General features: G+C 67.3%; 25 protein-coding genes and 1 pseudogene. 1 reads left to right on the forward strand and 25 read right to left on the reverse strand.

Translation table 11 applies throughout. From position 1 onward, the window contains the following. Positions 1-19: 19 nt before the first annotated feature. The 25 genes and pseudogenes from cysE to fabD all read right to left on the reverse strand — a co-directional run bounded on the left by cysE (position 20) and on the right by fabD (position 21,188). Complete coding sequence (cysE, locus tag H7F16_RS10040; RefSeq protein WP_185797417.1) at positions 20-832, reverse strand: serine O-acetyltransferase; 813 nt, start codon at positions 830-832, stop codon at positions 20-22. Further along, on the reverse strand, positions 762-1,283 hold the full coding sequence (locus H7F16_RS20070; RefSeq protein ID WP_479682941.1) for a DUF7742 family protein: 522 nt from the start codon (positions 1,281-1,283) through the stop codon (positions 762-764). The genes cysE and H7F16_RS20070 overlap by 71 nt, the downstream gene beginning before the upstream one ends. Beyond that, positions 1,169-5,050 (reverse strand): baseplate multidomain protein megatron, encoded by a 3,882-nt coding sequence (locus tag H7F16_RS10045; RefSeq protein ID WP_185797418.1) that lies wholly within the window; start codon positions 5,048-5,050, stop codon positions 1,169-1,171. Before H7F16_RS10045 ends, H7F16_RS20070 begins: the two co-directional genes overlap by 115 nt. A gap of 19 nt (positions 5,051-5,069) precedes the next feature. Then, complete coding sequence (locus H7F16_RS10050; protein WP_185797569.1) at positions 5,070-5,492, reverse strand: NlpC/P60 family protein; 423 nt, start codon at positions 5,490-5,492, stop codon at positions 5,070-5,072. Next, a pseudogene (locus H7F16_RS10055) lies at positions 5,492-6,342 on the reverse strand (DUF2163 domain-containing protein). Before H7F16_RS10055 ends, H7F16_RS10050 begins: the two are co-directional and overlap by 1 nt. After that, positions 6,339-6,971 (reverse strand): DUF2460 domain-containing protein, encoded by a 633-nt coding sequence (locus tag H7F16_RS10060; RefSeq protein WP_185797419.1) that lies wholly within the window; start codon positions 6,969-6,971, stop codon positions 6,339-6,341. Before H7F16_RS10060 ends, H7F16_RS10055 begins: the two are co-directional and overlap by 4 nt. Positions 6,972-6,980: 9 nt before the next feature. Then, the gene (locus tag H7F16_RS10065) at positions 6,981-7,634 is read right to left on the reverse strand and encodes a phage tail tape measure protein (RefSeq protein WP_185797420.1); all 654 of its coding nucleotides are present in this window, start codon (positions 7,632-7,634) and stop codon (positions 6,981-6,983) included. Continuing rightward, a complete protein-coding gene (locus H7F16_RS10070) occupies positions 7,627-7,824 on the reverse strand; it encodes a rcc01693 family protein (RefSeq protein ID WP_185797421.1) in 198 nt (65 codons plus the stop codon). The genes H7F16_RS10065 and H7F16_RS10070 overlap by 8 nt, the downstream gene beginning before the upstream one ends. Beyond that, the gene (locus H7F16_RS10075) at positions 7,821-8,135 is read right to left on the reverse strand and encodes a gene transfer agent family protein (RefSeq protein ID WP_185797422.1); all 315 of its coding nucleotides are present in this window, start codon (positions 8,133-8,135) and stop codon (positions 7,821-7,823) included. The genes H7F16_RS10070 and H7F16_RS10075 overlap by 4 nt, the downstream gene beginning before the upstream one ends. Beyond that, positions 8,135-8,548 (reverse strand): phage major tail protein, TP901-1 family, encoded by a 414-nt coding sequence (locus H7F16_RS10080; RefSeq protein WP_185797423.1) that lies wholly within the window; start codon positions 8,546-8,548, stop codon positions 8,135-8,137. The genes H7F16_RS10075 and H7F16_RS10080 overlap by 1 nt, the downstream gene beginning before the upstream one ends. Positions 8,549-8,560: 12 nt before the next feature. Then, on the reverse strand, positions 8,561-8,959 hold the full coding sequence (locus H7F16_RS10085; protein WP_185797424.1) for a DUF3168 domain-containing protein: 399 nt from the start codon (positions 8,957-8,959) through the stop codon (positions 8,561-8,563). Beyond that, positions 8,956-9,294, reverse strand: coding sequence for a head-tail adaptor protein (locus H7F16_RS10090; RefSeq protein ID WP_185797425.1), 339 nt, complete (start codon positions 9,292-9,294; stop codon positions 8,956-8,958). The genes H7F16_RS10085 and H7F16_RS10090 overlap by 4 nt, the downstream gene beginning before the upstream one ends. Beyond that, the gene (locus tag H7F16_RS10095) at positions 9,291-9,890 is read right to left on the reverse strand and encodes a head-tail connector protein (protein WP_185797426.1); all 600 of its coding nucleotides are present in this window, start codon (positions 9,888-9,890) and stop codon (positions 9,291-9,293) included. Before H7F16_RS10095 ends, H7F16_RS10090 begins: the two co-directional genes overlap by 4 nt. Positions 9,891-9,949: 59 nt before the next feature. Continuing rightward, complete coding sequence (locus H7F16_RS10100; RefSeq protein WP_185797427.1) at positions 9,950-11,131, reverse strand: phage major capsid protein; 1,182 nt, start codon at positions 11,129-11,131, stop codon at positions 9,950-9,952. A 39-nt stretch (positions 11,132-11,170) separates the two neighbouring features. Further along, on the reverse strand, positions 11,171-11,701 hold the full coding sequence (locus tag H7F16_RS10105; RefSeq protein WP_185797428.1) for an HK97 family phage prohead protease: 531 nt from the start codon (positions 11,699-11,701) through the stop codon (positions 11,171-11,173). After that, positions 11,701-11,949 (reverse strand): GTA head formation protein, RCAP_rcc01685 family, encoded by a 249-nt coding sequence (locus H7F16_RS10110; protein ID WP_185797429.1) that lies wholly within the window; start codon positions 11,947-11,949, stop codon positions 11,701-11,703. The genes H7F16_RS10105 and H7F16_RS10110 overlap by 1 nt, the downstream gene beginning before the upstream one ends. Then, the gene (locus tag H7F16_RS10115; protein WP_185797430.1) at positions 11,946-13,115 is read right to left on the reverse strand and encodes a phage portal protein; all 1,170 of its coding nucleotides are present in this window, start codon (positions 13,113-13,115) and stop codon (positions 11,946-11,948) included. The genes H7F16_RS10110 and H7F16_RS10115 overlap by 4 nt, the downstream gene beginning before the upstream one ends. A gap of 78 nt (positions 13,116-13,193) precedes the next feature. After that, positions 13,194-14,492 (reverse strand): DNA-packaging protein, encoded by a 1,299-nt coding sequence (locus H7F16_RS10120; protein ID WP_338401989.1) that lies wholly within the window; start codon positions 14,490-14,492, stop codon positions 13,194-13,196. Continuing rightward, positions 14,485-14,814 carry a hypothetical protein gene (locus H7F16_RS19630; RefSeq protein ID WP_241741351.1) on the reverse strand — a complete coding sequence of 110 codons (330 nt, stop codon included), beginning with the start codon at positions 14,812-14,814 and terminating at the stop codon, positions 14,485-14,487. Before H7F16_RS19630 ends, H7F16_RS10120 begins: the two co-directional genes overlap by 8 nt. Before the next feature lie 186 nt (positions 14,815-15,000). Continuing rightward, complete coding sequence (mltG, locus tag H7F16_RS10125; RefSeq protein WP_185797432.1) at positions 15,001-16,176, reverse strand: endolytic transglycosylase MltG; 1,176 nt, start codon at positions 16,174-16,176, stop codon at positions 15,001-15,003. Further along, positions 16,176-17,438, reverse strand: coding sequence for a beta-ketoacyl-ACP synthase II (gene fabF, locus H7F16_RS10130; protein ID WP_185797433.1), 1,263 nt, complete (start codon positions 17,436-17,438; stop codon positions 16,176-16,178). The genes mltG and fabF overlap by 1 nt, the downstream gene beginning before the upstream one ends. A 152-nt stretch (positions 17,439-17,590) precedes the next feature. Beyond that, positions 17,591-17,824 carry an acyl carrier protein gene (locus tag H7F16_RS10135; RefSeq protein WP_023666215.1) on the reverse strand — a complete coding sequence of 78 codons (234 nt, stop codon included), beginning with the start codon at positions 17,822-17,824 and terminating at the stop codon, positions 17,591-17,593. Positions 17,825-17,983: 159 nt separating this feature from the next. After that, positions 17,984-18,721 carry a 3-oxoacyl-[acyl-carrier-protein] reductase gene (gene fabG, locus H7F16_RS10140; RefSeq protein WP_185797434.1) on the reverse strand — a complete coding sequence of 246 codons (738 nt, stop codon included), beginning with the start codon at positions 18,719-18,721 and terminating at the stop codon, positions 17,984-17,986. Positions 18,722-18,806: 85 nt separating this feature from the next. Next, positions 18,807-19,853, reverse strand: coding sequence for an NADP-dependent oxidoreductase (locus H7F16_RS10145; RefSeq protein WP_185797435.1), 1,047 nt, complete (start codon positions 19,851-19,853; stop codon positions 18,807-18,809). Positions 19,854-20,255: 402 nt separating this feature from the next. After that, the gene (gene fabD / locus H7F16_RS10150) at positions 20,256-21,188 is read right to left on the reverse strand and encodes an ACP S-malonyltransferase (RefSeq protein ID WP_185797436.1); all 933 of its coding nucleotides are present in this window, start codon (positions 21,186-21,188) and stop codon (positions 20,256-20,258) included. Between the two features lie 223 nt (positions 21,189-21,411). On the opposite strand from fabD, the gene H7F16_RS10155 reads away from it, so the two are divergent. Next, a complete protein-coding gene (locus H7F16_RS10155) occupies positions 21,412-21,843 on the forward strand; it encodes a PACE efflux transporter (RefSeq protein WP_185797437.1) in 432 nt (143 codons plus the stop codon). The last annotated feature ends 94 nt before the right edge of the window (positions 21,844-21,937 follow it).

Genomic DNA, 21,937 nt, shown 5'->3' on the forward strand with positions numbered 1-21,937 from the left:
GCTTCTTCATGCTATGGTTTCATTCACCCTGGGCTGCGAACCTGTGGTCCATGCTGACCGAGGGCTGGTCGCAACCGGCCTCGCCCACGATCCGGGCCGGCACGCCCGCCACCGTCTTGCACGGCGGCACGTCCGAAAGAACCACCGACCCCGCCGCAATGCGGGTGCAATGGCCGATGTGGATATTGCCCAGCACCTTGGCCCCGGCGCCGATCAGAACACCATTGCCGATCTTGGGGTGGCGGTCGCCATCCTCTTTTCCGGTTCCGCCCAAAGTCACGGAATGCAGCATCGAGACATTGTCGCCCACGACCGCGGTTTCCCCGATCACGATGGAATGGGCGTGGTCGATCATGATACCCTTGCCGATCTTCGCCGCAGGGTGGATGTCGACGCCGAACACCTCGGACACCCGCATCTGCACGAAATAGGCAAGGTCCGTGCGCCCCTGCTGCCAAAGCCAATGGCCGACACGATAGGCCTGCACCGCCTGATAGCCTTTGAAGAACAGGATCGGCTGCAAATAGCGGTGGCAGGCAGGGTCACGGTCATAGACCGCCATAAGATCGGCCCGCGCCGATGCGCCAAGTTCGGGATCGGTGGCATAGGCTTCATCCGCGATCTCGCGCAGGATCTGTTCACTCATCTCGCCGCTCGCGAGTTTCAGCGAGAAACGGTAGGCCAGCGCCCGTTCCATCGACGAATGGTGCAACAGCGAGGAATGGATCAAACCGCCCAACAGCGGCTCGATGCGGATCGCCTCATGCGCCTCGTTGCACACACGCGCCCAGACCGGGTCGATGCTGCTGAGTTTGGGCTGGATCTCGGCCATGTGCTGCCTCCGCGTTCGAGAGCTTCCTTCTACCATATAGCCTTCGCTTAGGACAGTCCAAGCGTTGACGCCGCCAAAGCGTCAGCGCAAGGCAAGCCGCCGTCAGGGCCAGAATCCCTGTCTCGGACCAATCCGACAGCATTCTCCCCTGTGCCGCATAGACGCGCGACATCAGGCTGCCGTTGCCCCAGCGCGGGTGCAGCCGCCGGTGGCGTTTCATGAAGGCATGGGCCGCATGCGCCTCGGCGCAGAGGCGCAACGCGGCGTCGATGGCATCGGGATGGCCCGAAATCGCCCCTGCCAGCGCCAGAACATCCCCGACTTGCACCTGCCGCATCAGCCGGCCACCACGCTGCGAAACGGGCCGGGGCCGAAGCGGGCCGACAGTTGCGCGACCGAAACCGTCGCCCCGGCACCGTCTGCGGCCCGCATGGCGGCGCCATAGGTCCATTGCGGGGCTGCCACTTCCACTTGCCGCAGCAGGTTTCCACCGGCAAAGACCCGCACCATATAGGCCTCGCGCTCCTCTCCCAGCGGCACCTCCGAGGAAATCCAGCTGTCCCCGTCCACCCGCGTGCGTCGCACCCAATTGACCAGAAGGTCGTTGCCTTGCGCGAGCAGTCGCAGATGCGCCACCGGATAGGGCCGCAGACCGGCCCCGATGAAAGCGTCAGAGCGCACCACCACGTCGGCATCGTCATATCCCCGCAGCGCCGCGCCGATCCGCCAGGTGCGCGCCAGCCCCCGCGCCTCGGGCGGCAGGTCGATCTGCTTCAGGCTCCGGTCGATCAGCACGATCTGGCTGCCCACCGGCCAGACCTCGGGCATCAGACCGTCGGTCCCGCATTGGCCGCGCAAACGAACCGACAATTCCCACGTATCCGCAGAAACCAATGCGGCCTCGGCGAACTGGAACAGCTCCCAGCGGTCCGAACTCCCGTCGCCGATCGCCGCAAGATTGGCCCCGTTCAGAACCGACAGGGCCGGCACCGCGCCCAGCGCCCCGCCTTCGATGCGCACGCGCAGGGGTTCGCCGCGATCCCACAATGCCGCGCGGGCGGCAAGCAACGGCGTTTCGGTCACCCCGATCACCGAAGGTGCGGCAAGAACCGTGTTCAAGGCAAAATCATCCTCGCCATCAGCAACCCACACTGCCACCCGTCCAGGCCACGGGTCGGCCACCGCGGCGACATGCGGCGCATGGGGCACCTCGCTTCCCTTCATCAGCGGAAGGTCCAGAAAAAGCGGATAGACCTCGACCGGAGGGGTGAACGATGCAAGCGCCGACCCCTGCGCGTCGGACCGGGACGGGACATAGACACCGGCTTCCACCCGCACGGCCTCGACCGCAAGGTCGTCGCCCTGCTGCACCCGGTCGATCCTCCAGCGCTGCCCCGCAAAGCCAAGCACATCCCCGGCCCCGATCTGCGACATCGAGGGCGGCAAGCGCAGGCGCAGCCCGTCCCGTGCCACCTGCGCCTCGGCAAGCCAGCGTTCGGCCACGCCTGTCGCCTCGGGTGGCAGCAACACCAACGGCGCCTCCTGGTCCAGCGCGGTTGCATCTGCCGCATCCGGCAAGGCCGCCTCGGCCACCTTTGCGGCATAGTCTGCTTCGGCCTCGACATAGCCCACACGCAGACGTCCCGCCAGGTCATCACCCTGCCCGCGCGTGATCTCGAAATCACCCTCGTCATCGGCGACAAGCGCATCGGCCCCGACCCAGGCCGTCACCCTTGCATCGCGGGTTCTGAACGACAGCCCCCCTTCGGCCTCGATCGCATCAAAGCCCGCCGCCAGCATCAGCGGTTGCAAAGCCGCCCGTCCCGAAGCCGCCTCGCCCAGCGCATAGCCGCGCACCAGACCGTGCAACCCCGCCAGATCGACCGCATCGAACCCCGCCCGTCCGACGATTTCCGCCACGACCGAGGCAAGAGGCTGCGCCGTGACGCGGCCGTTCAGCCAATGCCCCCGCGCATAATTCGCCCCGTCGCCCCACAGATCGCCCCTGCCCGGAAAGGTCGGAAAAGGGCGCGCATCCCAAGCCCAGGCATGGGCATGCGCCATATCGACCATCGGCGCGCCATAGATATCGGAAAGCGGGTTGTTCGCGGCATCGGCCCAATAGGCTGACATCGCCCGATAGTATTGCATCTGCGCCAGATCATCGCGCGTCGCGCGACTGGCACGGGGCGCGGCCGATTCCGACGAGGCCGGATCGATGAACAGATTGGGCTGGTTCGTCCCCCGATCGACCGCTCCGCACCCGTATTCGGTAAAGACAATCGGCTTTGACTGCGGCACCCAGCCCGTCGGCAGCGCGGCGCGGACGCCGTCGATCCGCTCGTGATGCGGATTGGACCACCAACCGCGCAAGTCCTTGACACGCCAGACCCACGGCTCGCCCTGATCGTCCGAAATCGGCAGGCGCCGCTGCGCGGCCTCGCCTTCGGGGCTGTCATAATACCAGTCGAACCCTTCACCACCCGCGACATTGGCTGCAAGATAGGCCAGATCATAGGCCGATCCATAAGCCGCATCCGCCTGCGCCTCGCCCTCGCGCCAGTCCGACAACGGCATGTAATTGTCGATCCCGATGAAATCGATGTTCGCATCGGACCACAGAGGATCAAGCTGGAAATACCGGTTTCCGTCGGCGGACAGCCCTGCATATTCCGACCAGTCCGCAGCATAGCTGATCTTGGTGCCCGGCCCGAGGATCGCACGCACATCCGCGGCCAGACTGCGCAGCGCCGCAACGGCGGGAAAGCTGTCACCCGCGCCGCGAATGGCCGTCAGCCCCCGCATTTCCGAGCCGATGCAAAAGGCGTCGACCCCACCTGCCAGCACGCAAAGTTTCGCGTAATGCAGGATAAACCGGCGAAATCCCCAATCGCCCGCAGGACCGGTATAAATCACACCCCCCGCCTCGACCGCGAATTGTGATGCGCCTGCCTGCCCGAAGAACGCCGCAACCTCCGCCTCGGCTGCGGCTGTGCGGTCAGGACTGCCGGCGCGGCCCGGTGCAACCGAAAGCGTCATCCGCCCCCGCCAGGGCAGGGCGGGCTGTCCCGCATCGCCGCCATAGGGGTCGGGCAAGGCATTCCCCGCCAGCTGATCCATCAGAAGGAAGGGATAGAACATCACCTCCTGACCACCGGATCGAATGGCACGGATCGCCTCGATCACCGCGGCATCGGCCGGCGTGCCGCCATAGATCGATTTGCCGCCCACCCGCGGCACCAGCGCCGCAGCACCCCGCGCGATCCCGCCCGCCCGCCACGGCATGCCCTTCCCGTCGGTCTCGCGCTGTTCGACCTTGGGCCGAACATCGCATGCGCCGCAGCGCAAATCCCCCCCGAACCACGACACCACCAGCGACACCGACCGGACCGAGGGCACCTCGCCGCGCAATTGCCGCAGCGACAGGGCAAAATCCGTCCGCCCCGAAGGCGTATGCACATTCGCCGTCTTGCCCGAAGCCAGCCCCTTGGCATAGCGCACCGGAGTCGTGGCAAGCGCATATTCCCCCGTCCCCGGAATCATCGCCACGCCACGCAGGCTTTCTGCAAAAGCCGGAAGGCTTTCAACCAGCGGCCCCTGCGCCTGACGGAACACCTCGAACGAGAACTGCGGCACACGGTTGCCGAACTCTCCCAGCGGCAAATCCTCGAAAACCACATAGGCCGTGCCGCGATAGGCGGGCGCGGCATCGGCCCCCTTTGCAGCCGCGATCGCCGGATCAGGCATCTGCGTCTCGGTCCCGCGATAGAAGCGCATTCCCAAGCGGCCCGTATCCACCTCGACCCCGTCTGCCCAGACCCGCCCGATCCGGCGTATGACACCTTCACCCAGCGCCACCGCCAGACTGACCGAATAGCTGAACTCGACCGTCTCGGGCTGCGGTGTGCCCTTGCCGGTGCCGCCCTGCTTCACCCGCCGCTCCGTGTAGCCCGAGGCCCAGATCACCTGCCCCCCGATCCGCACGCGCCCCCAGACAAGGGGCAGCACCGCCCCCTCGCCTGCCCCCATCAGCCGCAGGCGTTCCATCCGCCCGACCTGCACAGGCTCGGCACCCGCCCCGAGCAAACGCTGGTCGATGGCGCGGCCGATGGTCGCCCCCACCGCCCGCCCGATCACTGCGCCCGTCAAGCCAAGCACAGACCCGCCCACCGCCGACCCAAAGGCCGACCCCGCCGCCGCCAAGACAAGCGTCGCCATTCCGCAGCCCTCCCGAAAACTAGTGCCCCGGAAACCGGAACAGCCCCACGACCCGCCGCCGCCAAGGCTGCGACAACGGGCTTTCGACGACCCCATGCCCGCTGTAGGCATGGACAAACCAGGCCGCCTCACCCGCGACCGACAGAATTCCCAGATGCTTTGCCACCGCCGTATCGCGCATCCGGAACAGCAACACCGCCCCCGCGTGCCAATCCGTCACCGGCTCCAGCCACCGCTGCGCCGCCGCGGCCAGATCCTCGCGCCGTGTCGCCTCGGACCAATCGGGCGAATAGCGGGGGACCGCCTCGGGTTCCGCCCCAAGAACCTCGCGCCAGACGCCGCGCAGCAGGCCAAGGCAATCAGCCCCCGCCCCCTTCACGCTCGCCTGATGCAGATAGGGCGTGCCGATCCAGCCCCGCGCGGCCTGCACCACCGCCGACATCAGCGCAAACTCCGCTGCGGGCTGGCGGTCAGCCAATCGGCATTCGGCACATCCGGAAAGCCCCGGAAATTCGCGAAATTGTCGAACTTGGCGCGACAGGTCACGGCGCGCTTGTCGCAGCCTGCATCCAGCACGACCCGATCCCCCACAAGCGGCGTCGCGCCGAACTCGTGCCACAGCTCGACCACCCGCACAGCCCCCAGACTCCGGTCCGACTTGATCCAGCCCTTCAGCCCCGCCGCCGGTCCGTCCAGCACGCGGCAGGCCCCCCGCTCGAACCAGCCCGACTCGAATCCTCCGCTGCCGTCGAGTTCCATAACCCCTCCGTCGCGCAACCCGCGCAGCACAAAGGTCGCGCCATACCCCGGCAAAGTCAGATCAAAGCCGCACCGCGCATCGCCCAGCGCGGCATCGCATCCCGCCTGTATGACCCGCCCCATCGGACGGTTCAGGGCCTCGGTCAGGCCGCGCAATTCGGTGCGGAACCCGCCCGCGCCATGCGCCACCTCGCCCATATGCCGCGAAAGCGCAGCATGCGCTCCTCCGGCGTCACCCAGTTCACCAGCCAGCAGCGCACCTCGGCCCCGTCATAGCGGCCCGCCCGAAGATCGGCCTCGGTCACTGCCGCATCGGACAGCGCCCCCACCGCTTCGGTATTGTCCACCGACAGGCCCGTGCTTTGCTCAAGCGCCCGTGCGGTCAGACCCGTTCCCGCACGAAACCGCAGGCCCTCGAACTCCAGATCGCGGTCATGATCGGTGAAACCCAGCGTTACCCCGTCCTGACGCCGCACCGCCCAGCACAGACAGGTCGTGGTCACCCCTTGCGCCAGATGCTCCAGCACAGTCATATCCGCACCTCGACCACCGGCACCTGCGGCACATCCCCGGCGCGGAAGGACGCGACCGAAACCTGTATCGCATCCGTGTCAAAGCGCGCGGGCACGTCGAACTCGAACCCCGCCGTCACCGCAACACCCAGATCCGGGGGGATCGCAAAGGTCACCGCGCCCGTCAGATAATCGACCGTGAACTCGACGCTCTCGACCTTGTCATCCCCCGCAAGGGCCACGACCACCGAGCCGGACACAGGCTTCGCCACCGGACGCCGATAGGGCACTCCCGTCGGGTCATAGGTCTTGGCAAGCTGAAAGACCGTGGTCACCCCGTCACCCGTGCCGATCACCTGATCCAGCGGCCCGACAGACTTTGACGGGGGGCATGACCGATAATCCGCCCAATCCTTCCAGCGGAACCCGTAAAGCCGTCCCCGTCGCGCCTCGAAAAAGGCGATCAACGCCTCGACATCGTCAAGCGAGCGCAGGCCAAGCCCCGCGTCATAGCGCCTGCGCGAATGCGCCCAGGGCGTGTTGCGCTCCTCGTAGCCGTTTGCCAGCGTCACCACCTGCGTGCGCCGCTCCGGTCCGCCGGTCGACCCGAAACTCAGGTTTGCCGGAAACCGCACCTCGTGAAATGCCATGCCTCGCCCTCACCTGTTTCTCTGACCACGGGCCAGCGCCCGCGCTGCCTGCGCTGCAATCTGGCTCTGGCTGCGCTGGAACCCCTGCACATCCGGCGTTGCGATGTTCATCACCACGGTCACCGGCCGGCCGCCCCCGCCCGCCTGCACACCGAGGCGCCCGTCAGGCCCCCTCGCCAGCGGCATGATCGCCTCGGGCCCGGCCTCGCCCATCAGCCCGCGCCCGCCGCGCATCGCAAAGCCCGTGGGCTGCGCGACGACACCTCCCTTGGCAAAGGGCATGACCCGCCCTTGCGAAAAGGCTCCGCCCTTGGCAAAGCCAAGCGCCCCTCCCAAGGCCCCCGCCACCCCCTCGGCAAGCGCCGATCCAAGCGCGTTCTGCACCGGCTTGATCGCGATCCCGTAGACCGAGGTGACCATGCTCTGCGCCACCTGCCTGAGAGCATCCGACAGCCGCAGCCCGTCGAACATCACCCCGTCAAAGGCCCGCCGCAGCCCGCCCGCAAGCCCCGCCGAAAGCGTGTTCACCTCGCGCCCCGTGAAAACCAGCGTCTCGCCCATCCGCGCGACTTCCGCGTCAAAGGCCGCCGTCATACCGGCCGCCGCCCCCATCCGCGTCTCGAGCGCCGCGATCTGGTCGGCCAGCGTGTCGATCTCAGCCATTCCCGCCCCTCCTGTCAGGGTAAGCGGCGGCCAGTTCCTCCAGCCGCGCCCGCGTCAGGGGCGGAACCGCCTGTTCCGCCCCCAGCATCATCCGCAATTCCGCAGGCGTCAGCGCCCAGAACTCGGCCGGCCGCAAACGCAGCCCCTCCAGCCCCGCCCGCATCAAGGCTGGCCAGTCGAAACCGCTCATTCCGCCCGTCCGAAGGCCCGCGCCAGCAATTCCGCCGCGATCCGCGCCGCCGCCACCGCGCCGCCGCCGATCTCGGCGCTCAGCAGGTCCGCCGCCGTGCCGCGCCAGCCGCCCCCGCGCAGTCCTGCCACCACCAGCGCCAGAACATCGCGCGACGACACCCGCCCCGCCTCGAAGCGCTGCACCAGATCAACCAGCGTCTCGGCCCCCAGCGCCGCCTCCAGCTCGGCCAGCGCCCCCAGCGTCAGCTTTGCAACCCGCACCTCGCCATCGAGCAGAACCTCGACCTCACCGGCCCAAGGGTTCCCCATCAAAGCGCCGTAAACGTCAGCACACCCGCCGAGGCGAGCGTCAATTCGTAGCTCGCCTCGCCATTGTGGCTGCCCGCATATTCCAGCGCCGTGATCTGGAACGCCCCCTCCACCACCCCGAAATCGGGGATCACCACCTGAAACAGCGGCACCTCTCCGTCAAAGAAGATCTGTCGCGCCCGCTCGTCGGTATTGGCATCGCGGAACACGCCCGACCCGCTGATCGAGGCCGTCTTGACGCCCGCCCCGGCCAGCAACTCGCGCCAGCCTCCCGTGCTTTCAAGGCTCGTCACATCCACCGTCTCGGCGTTGAAACTGATGCGGGTCGCGCGCAACCCCGCCACCGTCTCGAACTGCCCGTTACCCGTCAGGTCGACCTTGACCAAAAGGTCCTTGCCATTCTGAACCGCCATTTCCCGTTCTCCTTACACTTCAACCCGCGCCCGGAAGGTCAGATCGATGCGCCGCACCTCTCCGTCCTCCAGCCGCCGCGCCATCGCCTTTTGAAACTCCATCCCGACCAGCCGACCCACCGCCAGCGTCAGCGCGGCCCCGCTCAGGGCGTCCGACACCGCGACCGCCACGGTCTTGGCGGCAAGAAACCCCGCAGCGTCCGAGATCACACTGACAACCAGCCGATGCTCGGCCCCGTCCCCCGTCCGGTCCGAGGCATCGCGCACCTCCTCCGGTCCCAGCAGGACAAAGGTTCCCGCCCCACCCCCTGCGGGGATGGCATCCAGCACCGCCACCCCCGCCAGATCGGGCCAACCCGTCAGCCGCTGGAACACCGCCGCCTGCAACGCGGCGGCACTTGCATAGCTCATGTCCACACCTCCTCGGTCGCAAAGCAGGTCAGATAGGCACCGCGTGCATCGCGCTCGGCCACCGCGTCGATCCGGAACACACGGCTCGCGTCGCGCAACCGGTGCCCCGCCTCGGGCCGCCCCGCCATTCCGACAGGAACGGCCCTCAGCGTGATCCGGTAAGCCGTGGCCGAAAGCACCGTCTCGACGCCCCCCGCCTCTCGTCCGGCGCCTGCCTTCACCTCGGCCCAGACAGTGCCAAGCACGTTCCAGACCGTGGCAAAGCCTCCCGCCCCGTCAGAAACCTGCTCCGGCGCTTCCAGCACCAGCCGCCGCCCCAGATGCACACGGCTCATGCCTGCCCTCCGCCAAGGACGCGCACGTTGCGCCACCGCTCGATCAGGGCCTGCACGGTCACGGGCAGGCCGGACCCGCGCGTGCCGTCGTCGATCCGCGCCTCGTAGAACTCTGCCGCCAGCAGCAGCACCGCATGCGCAAGATCGGCAGGCACCGCCGCCCAATCCGCGCCGAAACCCGCTTCGAACTGCACTTCGACCGCCCCGCCGGCCGGCACGGCAGGCAAAGCCCCCGACCGCGCCGCAAGTTTCGGCCTGTGCGCATCCGCCACCAGCCGGAAGCTGCCTGCGGGCAGCACCACCCGCGCGCCTGCCGCGTCGACCAGGGCCACCTCGACCAGCGCCGCCACGGGGGCCACCGGCAGCGCCTGCGCCTCAGCCCCGCGCCAGGCCTCCAGCACCAGCCGGAAGCGCCGCGCGACAAGCACCTTGCCGATCCGCCCCTCGATCACCGAAACCGCCGCCCGCAGATGCGCGGTCAAAAGCCCGTCCTGCAACCCTTCGGTGCCGAACCCCGTCCCCAGCCGCAAATGGTCGCGAAACGCCGCGACCGGCAGCACCGCATCCGGCACCGCAGTCAATTCATCCAGCCGCATCCCTGCCTCCCTTGCCCCGATCAAAGAACGCCCGGCCCCCGAAGGGACCGGGCAAAAGGTCACGAGGCCGCGATCTTCAGCAGCTTGATCGCCGCATAGTCGGTGATGTCCCCGCCCACGCGCTTGCTGGCATAGAACAGCACATGGGGCTTGGCGCTGAACGGATCCCGCAGGATCCGCAGGTCCGGACGTTCCGCGATGGTATAGCCCGCGCGGAAGTCGCCGAAGGCGATGGCGAAGGCCCCCGCCGCGATGTCGGGCATGTCCTCGCAGATCAGCACGCCATAGCCCATCAGGCGCGCGGGCTCTCCCGCCGCCAGCCCGTCCGACCACAGGAAACGCCCGTCCGCGTCCTTCATCTTGCGCACGGCGCCCGCAGTCTTCGAATTCATCACGAACGACGCGTTGGCGCGGTAATCCGCCCCCAGCGCATAGACGAGGTTGATGATGCAATCCGCCGGATTGGTCGCCGCGAAGTCCGCAGCCGCCCCGGTCGCCACGTAGCCAAGGCTGCCCCAGGCCCAGCTCGCATTCGCCACCTTCGTCGCGGTGAGGAACCCTTTGGGCTTGTCCACCCCGTCACCGCCGACGAAGGCCGCCGATTCCGCGCGCAGGAACCGCGTCGCGATCTTGCCCGCAAGCCATCCCTCCACGTCAAAGGCGCTGTCGTCCAGCAAGCGCTGGCTCGCCTTGGGCATGGCCGACAACTCGTGCAGCGCGATCGAGATGCGCTCCAGCGTCGGCGTTGCCGTCTCGCCCACCGCCACAGCCTCGGTCGCCCAGCCCGAACCCACCTCCGAGCGGTCGATCAGCACGTCGAAGGACGCGGCCTCGACCTGCACCACCTGCGCAATGGCACGGATGGACGAGGTCGAGACCAGCATCGACCGGATCGTGTCGGCCGTCTGCGGATCGACAAGATAGCCGCCATCCGCCGCGACCGCAGTGCCCATCGCCTTGCCTTCCAGCACCAGCCCGCGCAGACCATCGTCGTCGCCCGAACGCAGATAGGCATCAAACGCCTTCTGGTGCGGCGCGGCCTGCTCGCCCCCCGCCAGCGCGGGGCGGCCATAGCCGGTCATCTTGCGGTCCAGCTTGCCGACCCGTTCTTCCTGCTGTTGCAGCGCCATCTTCATATCTCCCTGAAACACACTGAATTCGCTCAAGAAACCGTCCAAAGCCGATTTCACTTCGGCAGCCCCGTCCGCCCCGCGCGCGCCCTCGCCCGCGGACCGGTCCATGATCTTCCCCATTGCTCACCTCACTTGAAAAATGCGCGCCTACCGCGCTGCCAGCACGGCCTGCGCGCGTCTGAACGCAGCCGCCATCTCGCTCATCGCCTCGTTCGCCTTGGCCGAAACCCGCGCCTCGGGCAGCATGGGAAAGGTCACCAGCGACACCTCCCACAGATCCAGTTCCGCAAGCAGCCGCCGCCCCTTGCCATCGCGCTCGGCCCGCAGCGTCCGGTATCCGATCGACAGCCCGTCGATCGCCCCCGCCGCCAGCAGCGCCGCCGCCTCGCGCCCTTGCGCCAATTCGGTCAGGATGCGTCCCTTGACCAGAAGGCCGACCGCATCCTCGGCCACCTCGTCCCAGATGCCGATGGGCTGCGCGGGGTCATGCTGCCACAGCATCCGCACCCGGCGCCCTTCGCGCGCAATCCGCGCCAGCGACCCGCCATAGGCACCGGGCAGCACCACGTCGCCCCCCTGGTCACGCAGCCCGAAGACCGAGGCATAACCCTCGATGCGCGCCCCATCCACCACCAGCCCCGCCTCGGGGCGGTGGAACTTGCGCTCCAACCCGTCCATCACTTCAACCCCGCTTGCAGCAAGGCTTCGACCCCTTGCGCCAACAAAAACCCCGCCACGCCGTAAACCCCCAGCCAGACACGCTTTTCCAAACGCTCCAGCGTCGCCTCGATCTGGCCAAGCCGGTATTCCAGCCCGTTCCAGCGTTCTTCCGAAACCCGCTCGTTGGCCTCGATCCGCGCCGCTGCCGCGTCGAAGCTGTCGAACAGAAACCGCGACCCGCCCAACGGAGGGACGCGCCGCGTCATGCACCCGCCTCAAGTGGCGGCAAGCCCAGCGCCAGCCGCTTTTCCGCCGATGTCAGGAAATCCGCCGCCGCAACCCGCGCCCAGGCCGCGTCCCGCTCCACCGCCAGCGCCGGCACCTGATCCAGATCGGGCCGCACCTCCACCGCCTCGCCGGTAAAGCATGACAGCCAGTGCGACACCGAAGCCGTCACCCGCGCCGCCAGCGGCAGCACCGTCAGCCGGTAGAACGCCCGGTTGGCCTCGGCATAGTTGGCATAGGTCGCATCCCCCGGTATCCCCAGCAGCATCGGCGGCACGCCAAAGGCCGTGGCGATCTCGCGCGCCGCCGCCTCCTTGGTCTTCTGGAACTCCATGTCGGACGGAGAGAACCCCATCGGCTTCCAGTCCAGCCCCCCCTCCAGCAACATCGGCCGGCCCGCGTTGCGCGCGCCCTGATGGTGGCTCTCCATCTCGCTCACCAGCCGGTCATACTGGTCCGCCGTCAGCGCCGATTGCCCGTCAGCCCCGCGATAGACGATCGCCCCCGAAGGCCGCGCCGCATTGTCGAGCAGCGCCTTCGACCAGGCGGAGGCCGAGGAATGCACATCCAGCGCCACCGCCGCCGCCTGCATGGGCGAAAAGCCGTAATGGTCATCTTGCGGATGGAACGCGCGGATATGGCAGATCGGCGGCACATCCCCCGTCATATCGAAGCGATGCGACTTCGCCCCCACCGTATAGTCATAGGCCACCGGCCAGCCATCCGCCCCCGGCACCACCGCCATCCGGTCCGACCGCAGCACATGCAACTCGGCAGGCAGCGCACCCGCGCCCGCAACGGCCTCGAGGTAGGCGTTCCCCGACAGCAAAAGATGCCCGTAAACCGCCTCGAACAACTCCGCCCGCCCCTGCCCCGCGTTGGGGCGGCGGATCAGATCGGCCACCGGATGCACCTCGTAGCGCCGTGCCTGATCCTGCACGACCAATGGCAGCGCCGCCGCCGCCTCTGCGATCAGCTTCACCGCGCGGAACCCCACGGGATTGCCCATGAAGCCGATGCGCGACAGGCTTCCCACATCCCGCGCAGACCAGCGCACGCGCCCCGACCCGCCAAAGGCCACCACGCGGCCCGTCGCACTGGCCTTCACCTCGGGCGCCTCCGCCTTGCGCAAGAATTTCCAGACCATCGCTTCCCCTTTCCCACCGCAAGGCTCCGCCCCCCGTGGCCAAGGACCACGGGCAAAGCGCCGCCGTTTTTCCGAAATTCAAAGCGCCCGCACCTGCGGCCGCCGCCAACTTGCCGCCCCGTCGATCATCAGATCGGTCAGCGCCCAGACCAGCGCATCCACACGGTCGGGCGACCCTTTGCCAAGGTATCCGCCCACCGTCATCTGCACCATCTGCTCCTCCAGCGCGGCAAGCCCGGCCAGATGCGCGACCCGCCCCTGTTCATACAAAGCCGCCACGGGCTCGGCCCGCAGCACCTTGCCCCGTGTCGCCCTGACAGCGCGGAACGGCACCAGAGGGTCCACCTGCCGGATCACGGCCTGCACCATGTCCCCGCCCATGTTCACCTCGGCCACGATCCGGTCGGCCCCGTGGCGGCGGAACGCATCCACCGCCCGCGCCGCCCAATCCGCGGCCCCCTTGCCCTGCACCGACGCATCCTCAAGCACGACAGCCCGCCACTCTTGCGGTGGCCCCTCCATCCTCGCGCCGACAACCAAGATCCCGCATTCATCCGACCCCGCGCCAGCAGATGCCGGAGGGTCCACCGCCACGACGATCCGCGTCAGCCCGCGCGCCTCATCAACCCGACAACCCTCGATCATCGGCCAGGTCCAAAGCGCCCCTTCGGCATCCTCGACCAGCAGCCCCTGCAACTCCTCGACCCCCTGCCGCGTGCCGCCATAGCGCGCCTGCACCTCGGCCAGAAAGCTCGCCGCCAGATGGGCGCGGTTGGCCTCGGTCGGCGCATGGGTCATCACCGTCGACGGGTTTTTCAAGATCGCCTTCAACACCCCGACATTGCGCGGTGTCGTCGTGACCACCGCCTGCGGGTTCGGTCCCAGACGCAACGCGAATTGCAGCATGTCCCATGTCTCGCGCGCCTTTGGCCACTTCGCCAGCTCATCGGCCCAGGCGGCATCGAACTGCGGCCCCCGCAAGCCTTCGGGATCATGCGCCGACATCACCTGCGCCACCGCGCCATTGGGCCAGACCAGCCGCTTGCGTCCGGCTTCCCACTCCGGCTTCCGGTCGGGCGGCGCGCAGGCGATGATCCCGCTTTCGCCGAACACCATCACCTCCCGCACCTGATCCACCGTCTCGCCGATCAGCGCCACGCGTCTTGCCCGCCCCGCATCCCTCGGCCCCGCGCCTTCGACCTGTGCGCGCACCCATTCGGCACCCGCCCGCGTCTTGCCCGCGCCGCGGCCGCCCATGATCACCCATGTCCGCCACTGTCCCCCGGGCGGCAGCTGGTGCGGCAGCGCCCAGAACTCGAATATCCAGGGCAGCGCCAACAGGGCCGACGCGCTTAGCCCCGACAGGAATTCATCCACCGTCGCTTGCGGCTCTAAGGCCAGCCAACCTGCGCCCGATCTCAACCCTTGCGGCGTCGAGGTTGAGGTCCCGCCCCCCACCGCCACCGGCTGCTCCGGCGATCTTGCTGCGAAGCCTGTCAACACGCGCCCTCTCGTCAACCAACACCCAAAGGGCCATCCGCAGATCGTGGATCGCCCGCTGCGCCGCCCGCACCTCGGCCGGTCGCCCTGTCTCGAGCTGCTCGATGGCATCGGCCAAGCGTTCGGCCACCCCGTCGAACAGGCGTTTCGCCAGCGCGTCCAGCGCCTCTGGCGCGTCATCTTCCGCGCCACGTCCCATATGTTCCGATCCTGCCCGCCCCCCGCCCCGTTGCGGTGCAAATGGAAAAGCGGCCCCGGGTTTCCCCTGGCCGCTTGCCCACCTCTATCAGCATGTCACAATCTCTACATCGGACCGTGCGCCGAGTCAATCCAAAAATCCATCCGGATCAACGGCTTACCGAACGCAGCCTTAACCGTTTCTCAATCAGTCCTGCACTCCACCGGCTTCGGCGGTCCCTGCCTTGGCCTCGATCTCGCGCCATTTGGCGACGTTTTCATTATGCTCGGCAAGGGTCTTGGCAAAGACATGCCCGCCCGATCCATCCGCAACAAAGTACAGGAAATCGGTCTTGTCGGGGTTCAGCGCCGCCTCTATCGACAGCCGTCCCGGATTGGCGATCGGCGTCGGCGGCAGCCCGTCGATGACATAGGTGTTATAGGGCGTCTCGCGCCGCAGTTCGCTTTGCCGCAACCCGCGCCCCAACACGCCCTCGCCTTTGGTGATGCCGTAAATCACCGTGGGGTCCGTCTGCAAACGCATCCCCTGCTCGATCCGGTTGATAAAGACCGAGGCCACGCGCTTGCGCTCTTCCGCGATCCCCGTTTCCTTCTCGACGATCGAGGCCATGACCATCGCCTGCTCCGGCGTGTCATAGGGCAGCCCCTCGGCCCGCGTGGCCCACAACTCGGCCATCGTCGCGGTCTGGCGCGCCGCCATCTCGGCCAGCAGCTCGGCGCGATCCGCCCCGCGCTCCACCTCGTAGCTGTCGGGCGACAGGCTTCCTTCGGGCGGCACGGCCGCGATCTCGCCGCTCAGGAAATCGGCCCGCTTCAGCGCGTCGACCACCTGCCAGCTCGTCACCCCTTCGGCCAAGGTCACGCGCCAGCGGATATCATCCGCCTCGGCCACATCGACATAGGCACCCGGCGCAGCCTCGGCAGCAGGATCGAACTTGACCACTTCGACATAGCGGTTGGTCGCCGCGTCCAACTCGCGCAGCACCACCTCGGCGCTGGCGACACCGATGCGGAAATTCACCTCGCGCCCGCAGGTCGATTGCCCGCCCGCCGTCAGATCATCCAGCACCGTCGCCATCGACGCGCCCGCACCGACAAGATACGAGCCGAATTTCAGCCGCGCCGCCTTGTCCGAATACTCGGCCCCGATCCGGAAAATCCGCGCATCGCTGACCGCCCCGCGCTCTTCCAGCGCACGGCTGACGACCGAAAGGGAATCCCCCTTCTCGACGCGGAAACAGATCGCTTCGGTCAATGGCCCCGGTCCGGTGAATTGCTCGCGCCCCCAGGCCAGCAGCCCCGCCGCCGCGACCAAAGCCACGATGAACAGCGTCAACGCGTTCGAGGCGATGGATTTCCACATCAGCCCGTTACCCGCCCCAGCACCAAGGATGCGTTCGTTCCCCCGAAGCCGAAGGAATTCGACAGCGCCACATCGATCTTGCGCTTCACCGCCTTGTTCGGCGCAAGGTCAAGCCTCGGCGTCACGGCAGGGTTGTCAAGGTTGATCGTCGGCGGGGCGACCTGATCGCGCAGCGCGAGAATGCAGAAGATCGCCTCGACCGCCCCCGCCGCCCCGAGAAGATGCCCGATGCTCGACTTGGTCGAGGACATGGTGGCCTTGTCCGCCGCATCGCCCATCAACCGCTCGACAGCGCCCAGTTCGATGGTATCGGCCATCGTACTCGTGCCATGCGCGTTGATGTAATCCACGTCCGAAGGTTCCAGCCCCGCACGCTTCAGCGCCGCCGCCATGCTGCGATAGCCGCCGTCGCCATCCTCGCTGGGTGCGGTGATGTGATAGGCATCGCCCGACAGACCATAACCCAGCACCTCGGCATAGATCTTGGCACCGCGCGCCTTGGCATGCTCGTATTCTTCCAGCACCACCACGCCCGCGCCCTCGCCCATGACGAAACCGTCCCGGTCCGAATCATAGGGGCGGCTCGCCTTGGCAGGATCGTCGCCGCGCTTGGTCGACAGCGCCTTGCAGGCGTTGAAACCGGCGATACCGATCTCGCTGATCGGGCTTTCCGCCCCGCCTGCGATCATCACATCCGCATCGCCCCACTGGATCAGCCGCGCCGCATCCCCGATGGCATGGGCCCCCGTCGAACAGGCCGTCACCACCGCATGGTTCGGCCCCTTGAAGCCGAAGCGGATCGACACCTGCCCCGAGATCAGGTTGATCAACGCGCCGGGAATGAAGAAGGGCGACACGCGCTTGGGCCCTTTTTCCTTGATCAGGACCGCCGTCTCGGCGATCGAGGTCAACCCCCCGATCCCCGAGCCGATCATCACACCGGTGCGCAACCGGCCCTCTTTGTCCTGCGGCTCCCAACCGGCATCGCGCACGGCCTGCACGGCGGCGGCCATGCCATAAAGGATGAAATCGTCCACCTTGCGGCGATCCTTCGGCTCCATCCAGTCATCCGGATTGAACGTGCCGTCGCTGCCGTCGCCATAGGGGATCTCGCAGGCATATTGCGTGACCACATTGCTGGCGTCGAAACGGGTGATCGGCCCCGCCCCCGACTGACCCGCGATCAGGCGGCTCCAGGTTTCCTCGACCCCGCATGCCAGCGGCGTGACCATACCCAGACCCGTTACAACTACCCGACGCATTCCGTCTCTCCCGGCAAGTGGCGTTCTTCCCTGCGGTGATACACGCAGCCCCCTGCCCACGCAACATGCGCCGCCCCATCGCCCCGCCGCACATAGCAAAAGGGCGCCCGTTCGGGGCGCCCTTCGCTAGATCGTCCTGTCCGGAAATCGGATCAGGCGGCTTCCGAGATGAACTTCACCGCGTCGCCAAAGGTCTGGATGGTTTCGGCGGCATCGTCCGGAATCTCGATCCCGAACTCTTCCTCGAACGCCATGACCAGCTCGACCGTGTCGAGGCTGTCCGCGCCCAGATCGTCGATGAACGATGCGTTCTCGGTCACCTTGTCCTCTTCGACGCCAAGATGCTCGACGACGATCTTCTTCACGCGTGCGGCGATGTCGCTCATGGTCTCTTCCTCTTTCCGTTGCGGGGAAACGTCCCGTTTTTCTTCGCTACCCCGCATAACACGGGACGGCCAAGGTTTGCTCCCCAGCCGGTTCGTCGCGCCTATAGCAAGGGCGGCATCACAAGGCAAACGCTTTCAAGCGTTCCCTGCCGCCCCCTGTCACACCATTGCCATACCGCCGTTCACATGCAGCGTCGCCCCCGTGACATAACCCGCCTCGACCGAGGCAAGGTAAAGCACGGCCGCCGCGATCTCGGCAGGCTCGCCCATCCGCCCCGCAGGCACCGCGCCAAGGATTCCGGCCTTCTGCTGTTCGTTCAGCTTGTCCGTCATCGCCGTGGTGATGAAACCGGGCGCCACGCAGTTCACGGTGATGCCACGGCTCGCCACCTCGGCGGCCAGCGATTTCGACAGCCCGACCATACCGGCCTTGCTCGCGGCATAGTTGATCTGCCCGGCATTCCCCGTCGTGCCCACGACCGAGGAGATATTCACGATCCGCCCCCAGCGTGCCTTCATCATGCCGCGGATCGCCGCGCGGCACAGCCGGAAGGTCGAGGTCAGGTTGACGTCGATCACCGATTGCCAATCCTCGTCCGACATCCGCATCGCCAACCCGTCGCGCGTGATGCCCGCATTGTTGACCAGAATGTCCACCGATCCCATCGCCTCGGTCGCCTGCTTCACCAGCGCCTCGACCTCGTCGGCCACCGACAGGTTGCAAGGCAGCACATGCGCCCGTCCCCCAAGCTCGGCCGCCAGCGCCTGCAACGGCTCGACCCGGGTGCCCGAAAGCCCGACCGTCGCCCCCGCCTTGTGCAGCGCCCGCGCGATCTCGGCCCCGATTCCACCCGAAGCCCCCGTCACAAGCGCCGTCTTACCCGTCAAATCGAACATCAAATCCTCCAACGATGGGGTTTTGCCCCCTCCTAGCAGCAAGCCCCCCGCTTTGCCACCCGAACCGCGACGCCTGCCCCTGCCGTCACGCCTCCAGTTCGGCAGGGCCGATACGGATGACCCTTTTGCCAAAATTCTCTCCGCGCAAAAGGCCGATAAAGGCATCGGGCGCCTGCTCCAGACCGTCGATCATATCCTCGCGGTAGTGCATCCGGCCCGCCGCAAGCCAATCGCCCATCGCCTTGGCAAAGGCCGGATAAAGATGGCCGAAATCCTGAAAGATGATGAACCCGCGCAGCGTCATGCGTTTGCGCAGGACCTGCCCCAAAAGCATCGAAAGCCGGTCAGGGCCGTCGGGCAGCCGCGTGGCGTTGTATTGCGAGATCAGCCCGCAGACCGGCACCCGCGCGCCCGTGTTCAATAGCGGCAAGACCGCGTCGAACACCGCACCGCCGACATTCTCGAAATAGACATCGATCCCCTTCGGCGCGGCCACGGCCAGCTGGTCGGCAAAGTCAGCGGATCTGTGGTCGATGCACTGGTCGAAGCCCAGCCTTCCCACCGCATGGGCGCATTTCTCCGCACCCCCCGCAATGCCCACCACATGGCAGCCCATCAGCTTGGCGATCTGGCCCACCGTCGCACCGACCGGCCCCGTCGCAGCCGCCACGCAGACCGTCTCGCCCGGCTTGGGCTGGCCGATCTGCGTAAGGCCCGCCCAGGCGGTAAATCCCGGCATGCCCAATATCCCCAAAGCCCAGGACCGATGCGCCATCTGCGGATCCAGCAGGGTAACCCCCACACCATCCGACACCGCATAATCCTGCCAGCCGTTGTAGCTCAGCACCCGGTCACCCGGCTTGAACCCGTCAACATCCGAGGCCACGACCTGCGCGACCGTCCCCCCCTCCATCACCGCCCCGACAGCAACCGGCGCGGCATATGAGGGCGCATCGCTCATCCGTCCGCGCATGTAGGGATCAAGCGACAGATATTCGGTGCGCAGCAGCATCTTGCCCTTTTCCGGCGCAGGCACCGGCACCGCCTCGAGCCGCAGCGTGGCAGCGGTCGGCTCGCCCTGCGGACGCTCGGCCAGAACGAACCGGCGGTTGACTGTGCGGCTTTGGGTCATGGAACTGTCCTTGGATTGAAAGTGCTTGGGCTTGAAAGGGCTGGCCGCGCGCGGCCGCAAGAACCGCATCATAGGCCAGAGGCCCCTTAGGGTCAGTCGCAAATGCGGCGCGATACGGGCGGCTTGCAGTCCCCTCCGACATCGGCACCCGTCGCAAAGCGCGAAAGCACAGGCAGCGACCTCGTCCTATAAGCCATCGGCGGGCGCATGGGTTCCTTTCCCACCGTAGGCATGGCCCATCCCCTAGGTGGCGCCCCCGCGCCGCAACCGCCTTGCGGTCCGTCTTGGCCAAATTTGCCCCCCCGGCATTCCTGCGCGCCAGAACAGCCTTTGAGGGGTGAGGTGACGACAAACAAAAAAGGGGGGGCAAATCGCCCCCCCCGACCGCCGTCATAGGAACCGTCAGCCCTTGGCCGCGATCACATCCTCGGGCGTGCCGACTGCACGGGTCGCCGCATCCTTCGCGATCCGCTTGATCATCCCCGACAGCGCCTTGCCCGCGCCGATCTCCCAGAATTCCGTAACGCCCGCGCCTTCCATCCACAGCACGGATTCGCGCCAGCGCACCGATCCCGTCACCTGCGCAACCAGCAGGTCGCGGATGCGGTCGGGTTCTGTCACCGCTTCGGCCCTTACGTTCACGACCACCGGCACGACGGGCTTTTCCACCACAACGGCGGCCAGCGCCTCGGCCATGCGATGCGCCGCAGGCTGCATCAGCGCGCAATGGAAAGGTGCGCTCACCGGCAACAGCAGCGCCCGCTTGGCCCCCCTCGCCTTGGCGATCTCCAAGGCCCGCTCCACGGCCCCCTTATGCCCAGAAACCACCACCTGCGCGGGGTCATTGTCATTGGCCGCCTGACAGACCTCGCCCTGCGCGGCCTCGGCAGCAACCTCGGTCGCCGTCGCAAAGTCGAGCCCGAGCAGCGCCGCCATAGCGCCAACCCCGACAGGCACCGCCTCTTGCATCGCCAAGCCGCGAATCCGCAGCAGCCGCGCCGTATCGGACAGGCCCAGCGACCCGGCCGCGCAAAGCGCGGAATATTCACCAAGGCTGTGACCCGCGACAAAGGCGGCATGGCTTGCAACCGTGATCCCCTCGGACCCGAGCGCCCGCAGCGCCGCGATCGAGGTCGCCATTAGCGCGGGTTGGGCGTTCTGCGTCAGCGTAAGCGCCTCGATCTCGCCCTCCCAGATCAAACTGGACAGCTTCTCGCCCAAAGCCTCGTCCACCTCTTCAAACACGGCCTTTGCTGCCGGATAGGCCTCGGCAAGGGCGCGGCCCATGCCAATGGTCTGCGCCCCTTGTCCCGGAAATACGAATGCGCGGCTCATATGCGGTATTCTCCCTCTGTTGCCTCCCGATTACCCCGCCACGCCCCCCCATGCAACGCCGACACGTCGCCCGCCCAAGCCGCAAGCGCGCAGCAACGGCCATCGGGTCATCGGGCGATCCGGCGGCGGTCATGGTGCAGCACCGCCACGCCCCCCGCCATCCTCGGGCAACATCGGTCCGATCCCCTTGCCAGCGGCGCGGCCGGCGTGGAAAGCGTGGCGCATGGCCCTGCACGACCGCCCCACCCTTCGCCGCCTGATCTATGCCGCAGCCTTCGAGGGCGGGGGCATCCTCATGTCCACCGCCCTGCTGTTGCTCATGGCCGATACCGGCGCCGGCAGTTCCTTTGTGTTCTCCGCCCTCTGCTCGACCATCGCCATGCTCTGGAACCTCGCCTTCAACGCCCTGTTCGAGGCGTGGGAAGCCCGCCAGACCATACGGGGCCGTGGCCTCGCCCGCCGCACCGCCCATGCCCTGCTGTTCGAGGCCGGGCTGCTCCTCGTCCTTCTTCCCCTTACCGCGTGGTGGTTCGCCGTTCCCGTTCTGACCGCCCTCGCCTACGAGTCCGTCCTCATCCTCGCCTTCCTCGCCTACACCTGGGCCTTTACATGGGCCTTCGACCGCCTCTTCGGGCTTCCCGCCTCGGCCCGCTGATGCGCCGCACCCTGCGCTTGCATCCCCGCCGCCTTTCTGTATAAGGCCGCATCCTTTCCGCATTCACGCGAACCGGTGCAGCCTCTCGTGGACG

The organism is Paragemmobacter straminiformis (assembly GCF_014243445.1).
In the GTDB taxonomy this organism is placed as follows: Bacteria; Pseudomonadota; Alphaproteobacteria; order Rhodobacterales; family Rhodobacteraceae; genus Paragemmobacter; species Paragemmobacter straminiformis.

Bases quoted from the DNA above. Each gene is read 5' to 3' on its own strand.
- cysE (WP_185797417.1), bottom strand. From the start codon at position 832: ATGGCCGAGATCCAGCCCAAACTCAGCAGCATCGACCCGGTCTGGGCG.
- H7F16_RS20070 (WP_479682941.1), bottom strand. From the start codon at position 1,283: ATGGACCTATGGCGCCGCCATGCGGGCCGCAGACGGTGCCGGGGCGAC.
- H7F16_RS10045 (WP_185797418.1), bottom strand. From the start codon at position 5,050: ATGGCGACGCTTGTCTTGGCGGCGGCGGGGTCGGCCTTTGGGTCGGCG.
- H7F16_RS10050 (WP_185797569.1), bottom strand. From the start codon at position 5,492: ATGTCGGCGGTGGTGCAGGCCGCGCGGGGCTGGATCGGCACGCCCTAT.
- H7F16_RS10060 (WP_185797419.1), bottom strand. From the start codon at position 6,971: ATGGCATTTCACGAGGTGCGGTTTCCGGCAAACCTGAGTTTCGGGTCG.
- H7F16_RS10065 (WP_185797420.1), bottom strand. From the start codon at position 7,634: ATGGCTGAGATCGACACGCTGGCCGACCAGATCGCGGCGCTCGAGACG.
- H7F16_RS10070 (WP_185797421.1), bottom strand. From the start codon at position 7,824: ATGAGCGGTTTCGACTGGCCAGCCTTGATGCGGGCGGGGCTGGAGGGG.
- H7F16_RS10075 (WP_185797422.1), bottom strand. From the start codon at position 8,135: ATGGGGAACCCTTGGGCCGGTGAGGTCGAGGTTCTGCTCGATGGCGAG.
- H7F16_RS10080 (WP_185797423.1), bottom strand. From the start codon at position 8,548: ATGGCGGTTCAGAATGGCAAGGACCTTTTGGTCAAGGTCGACCTGACG.
- H7F16_RS10085 (WP_185797424.1), bottom strand. From the start codon at position 8,959: ATGAGCTATGCAAGTGCCGCCGCGTTGCAGGCGGCGGTGTTCCAGCGG.
- H7F16_RS10090 (WP_185797425.1), bottom strand. From the start codon at position 9,294: ATGAGCCGTGTGCATCTGGGGCGGCGGCTGGTGCTGGAAGCGCCGGAG.
- H7F16_RS10095 (WP_185797426.1), bottom strand. From the start codon at position 9,890: ATGCGGCTGGATGAATTGACTGCGGTGCCGGATGCGGTGCTGCCGGTC.
- H7F16_RS10100 (WP_185797427.1), bottom strand. From the start codon at position 11,131: ATGGACCGGTCCGCGGGCGAGGGCGCGCGCGGGGCGGACGGGGCTGCC.
- H7F16_RS10105 (WP_185797428.1), bottom strand. From the start codon at position 11,701: ATGGACGGGTTGGAGCGCAAGTTCCACCGCCCCGAGGCGGGGCTGGTG.
- H7F16_RS10110 (WP_185797429.1), bottom strand. From the start codon at position 11,949: ATGACGCGGCGCGTCCCTCCGTTGGGCGGGTCGCGGTTTCTGTTCGAC.
- H7F16_RS10115 (WP_185797430.1), bottom strand. From the start codon at position 13,115: ATGGTCTGGAAATTCTTGCGCAAGGCGGAGGCGCCCGAGGTGAAGGCC.
- H7F16_RS19630 (WP_241741351.1), bottom strand. From the start codon at position 14,814: ATGGGACGTGGCGCGGAAGATGACGCGCCAGAGGCGCTGGACGCGCTG.
- mltG (WP_185797432.1), bottom strand. From the start codon at position 16,176: ATGTGGAAATCCATCGCCTCGAACGCGTTGACGCTGTTCATCGTGGCT.
- fabF (WP_185797433.1), bottom strand. From the start codon at position 17,438: ATGCGTCGGGTAGTTGTAACGGGTCTGGGTATGGTCACGCCGCTGGCA.
- H7F16_RS10135 (WP_023666215.1), bottom strand. From the start codon at position 17,824: ATGAGCGACATCGCCGCACGCGTGAAGAAGATCGTCGTCGAGCATCTT.
- fabG (WP_185797434.1), bottom strand. From the start codon at position 18,721: ATGTTCGATTTGACGGGTAAGACGGCGCTTGTGACGGGGGCTTCGGGT.
- H7F16_RS10145 (WP_185797435.1), bottom strand. From the start codon at position 19,853: ATGACCCAAAGCCGCACAGTCAACCGCCGGTTCGTTCTGGCCGAGCGT.
- fabD (WP_185797436.1), bottom strand. From the start codon at position 21,188: ATGAGCCGCGCATTCGTATTTCCGGGACAAGGGGCGCAGACCATTGGC.
- H7F16_RS10155 (WP_185797437.1), top strand. From the start codon at position 21,412: ATGGCCCTGCACGACCGCCCCACCCTTCGCCGCCTGATCTATGCCGCA.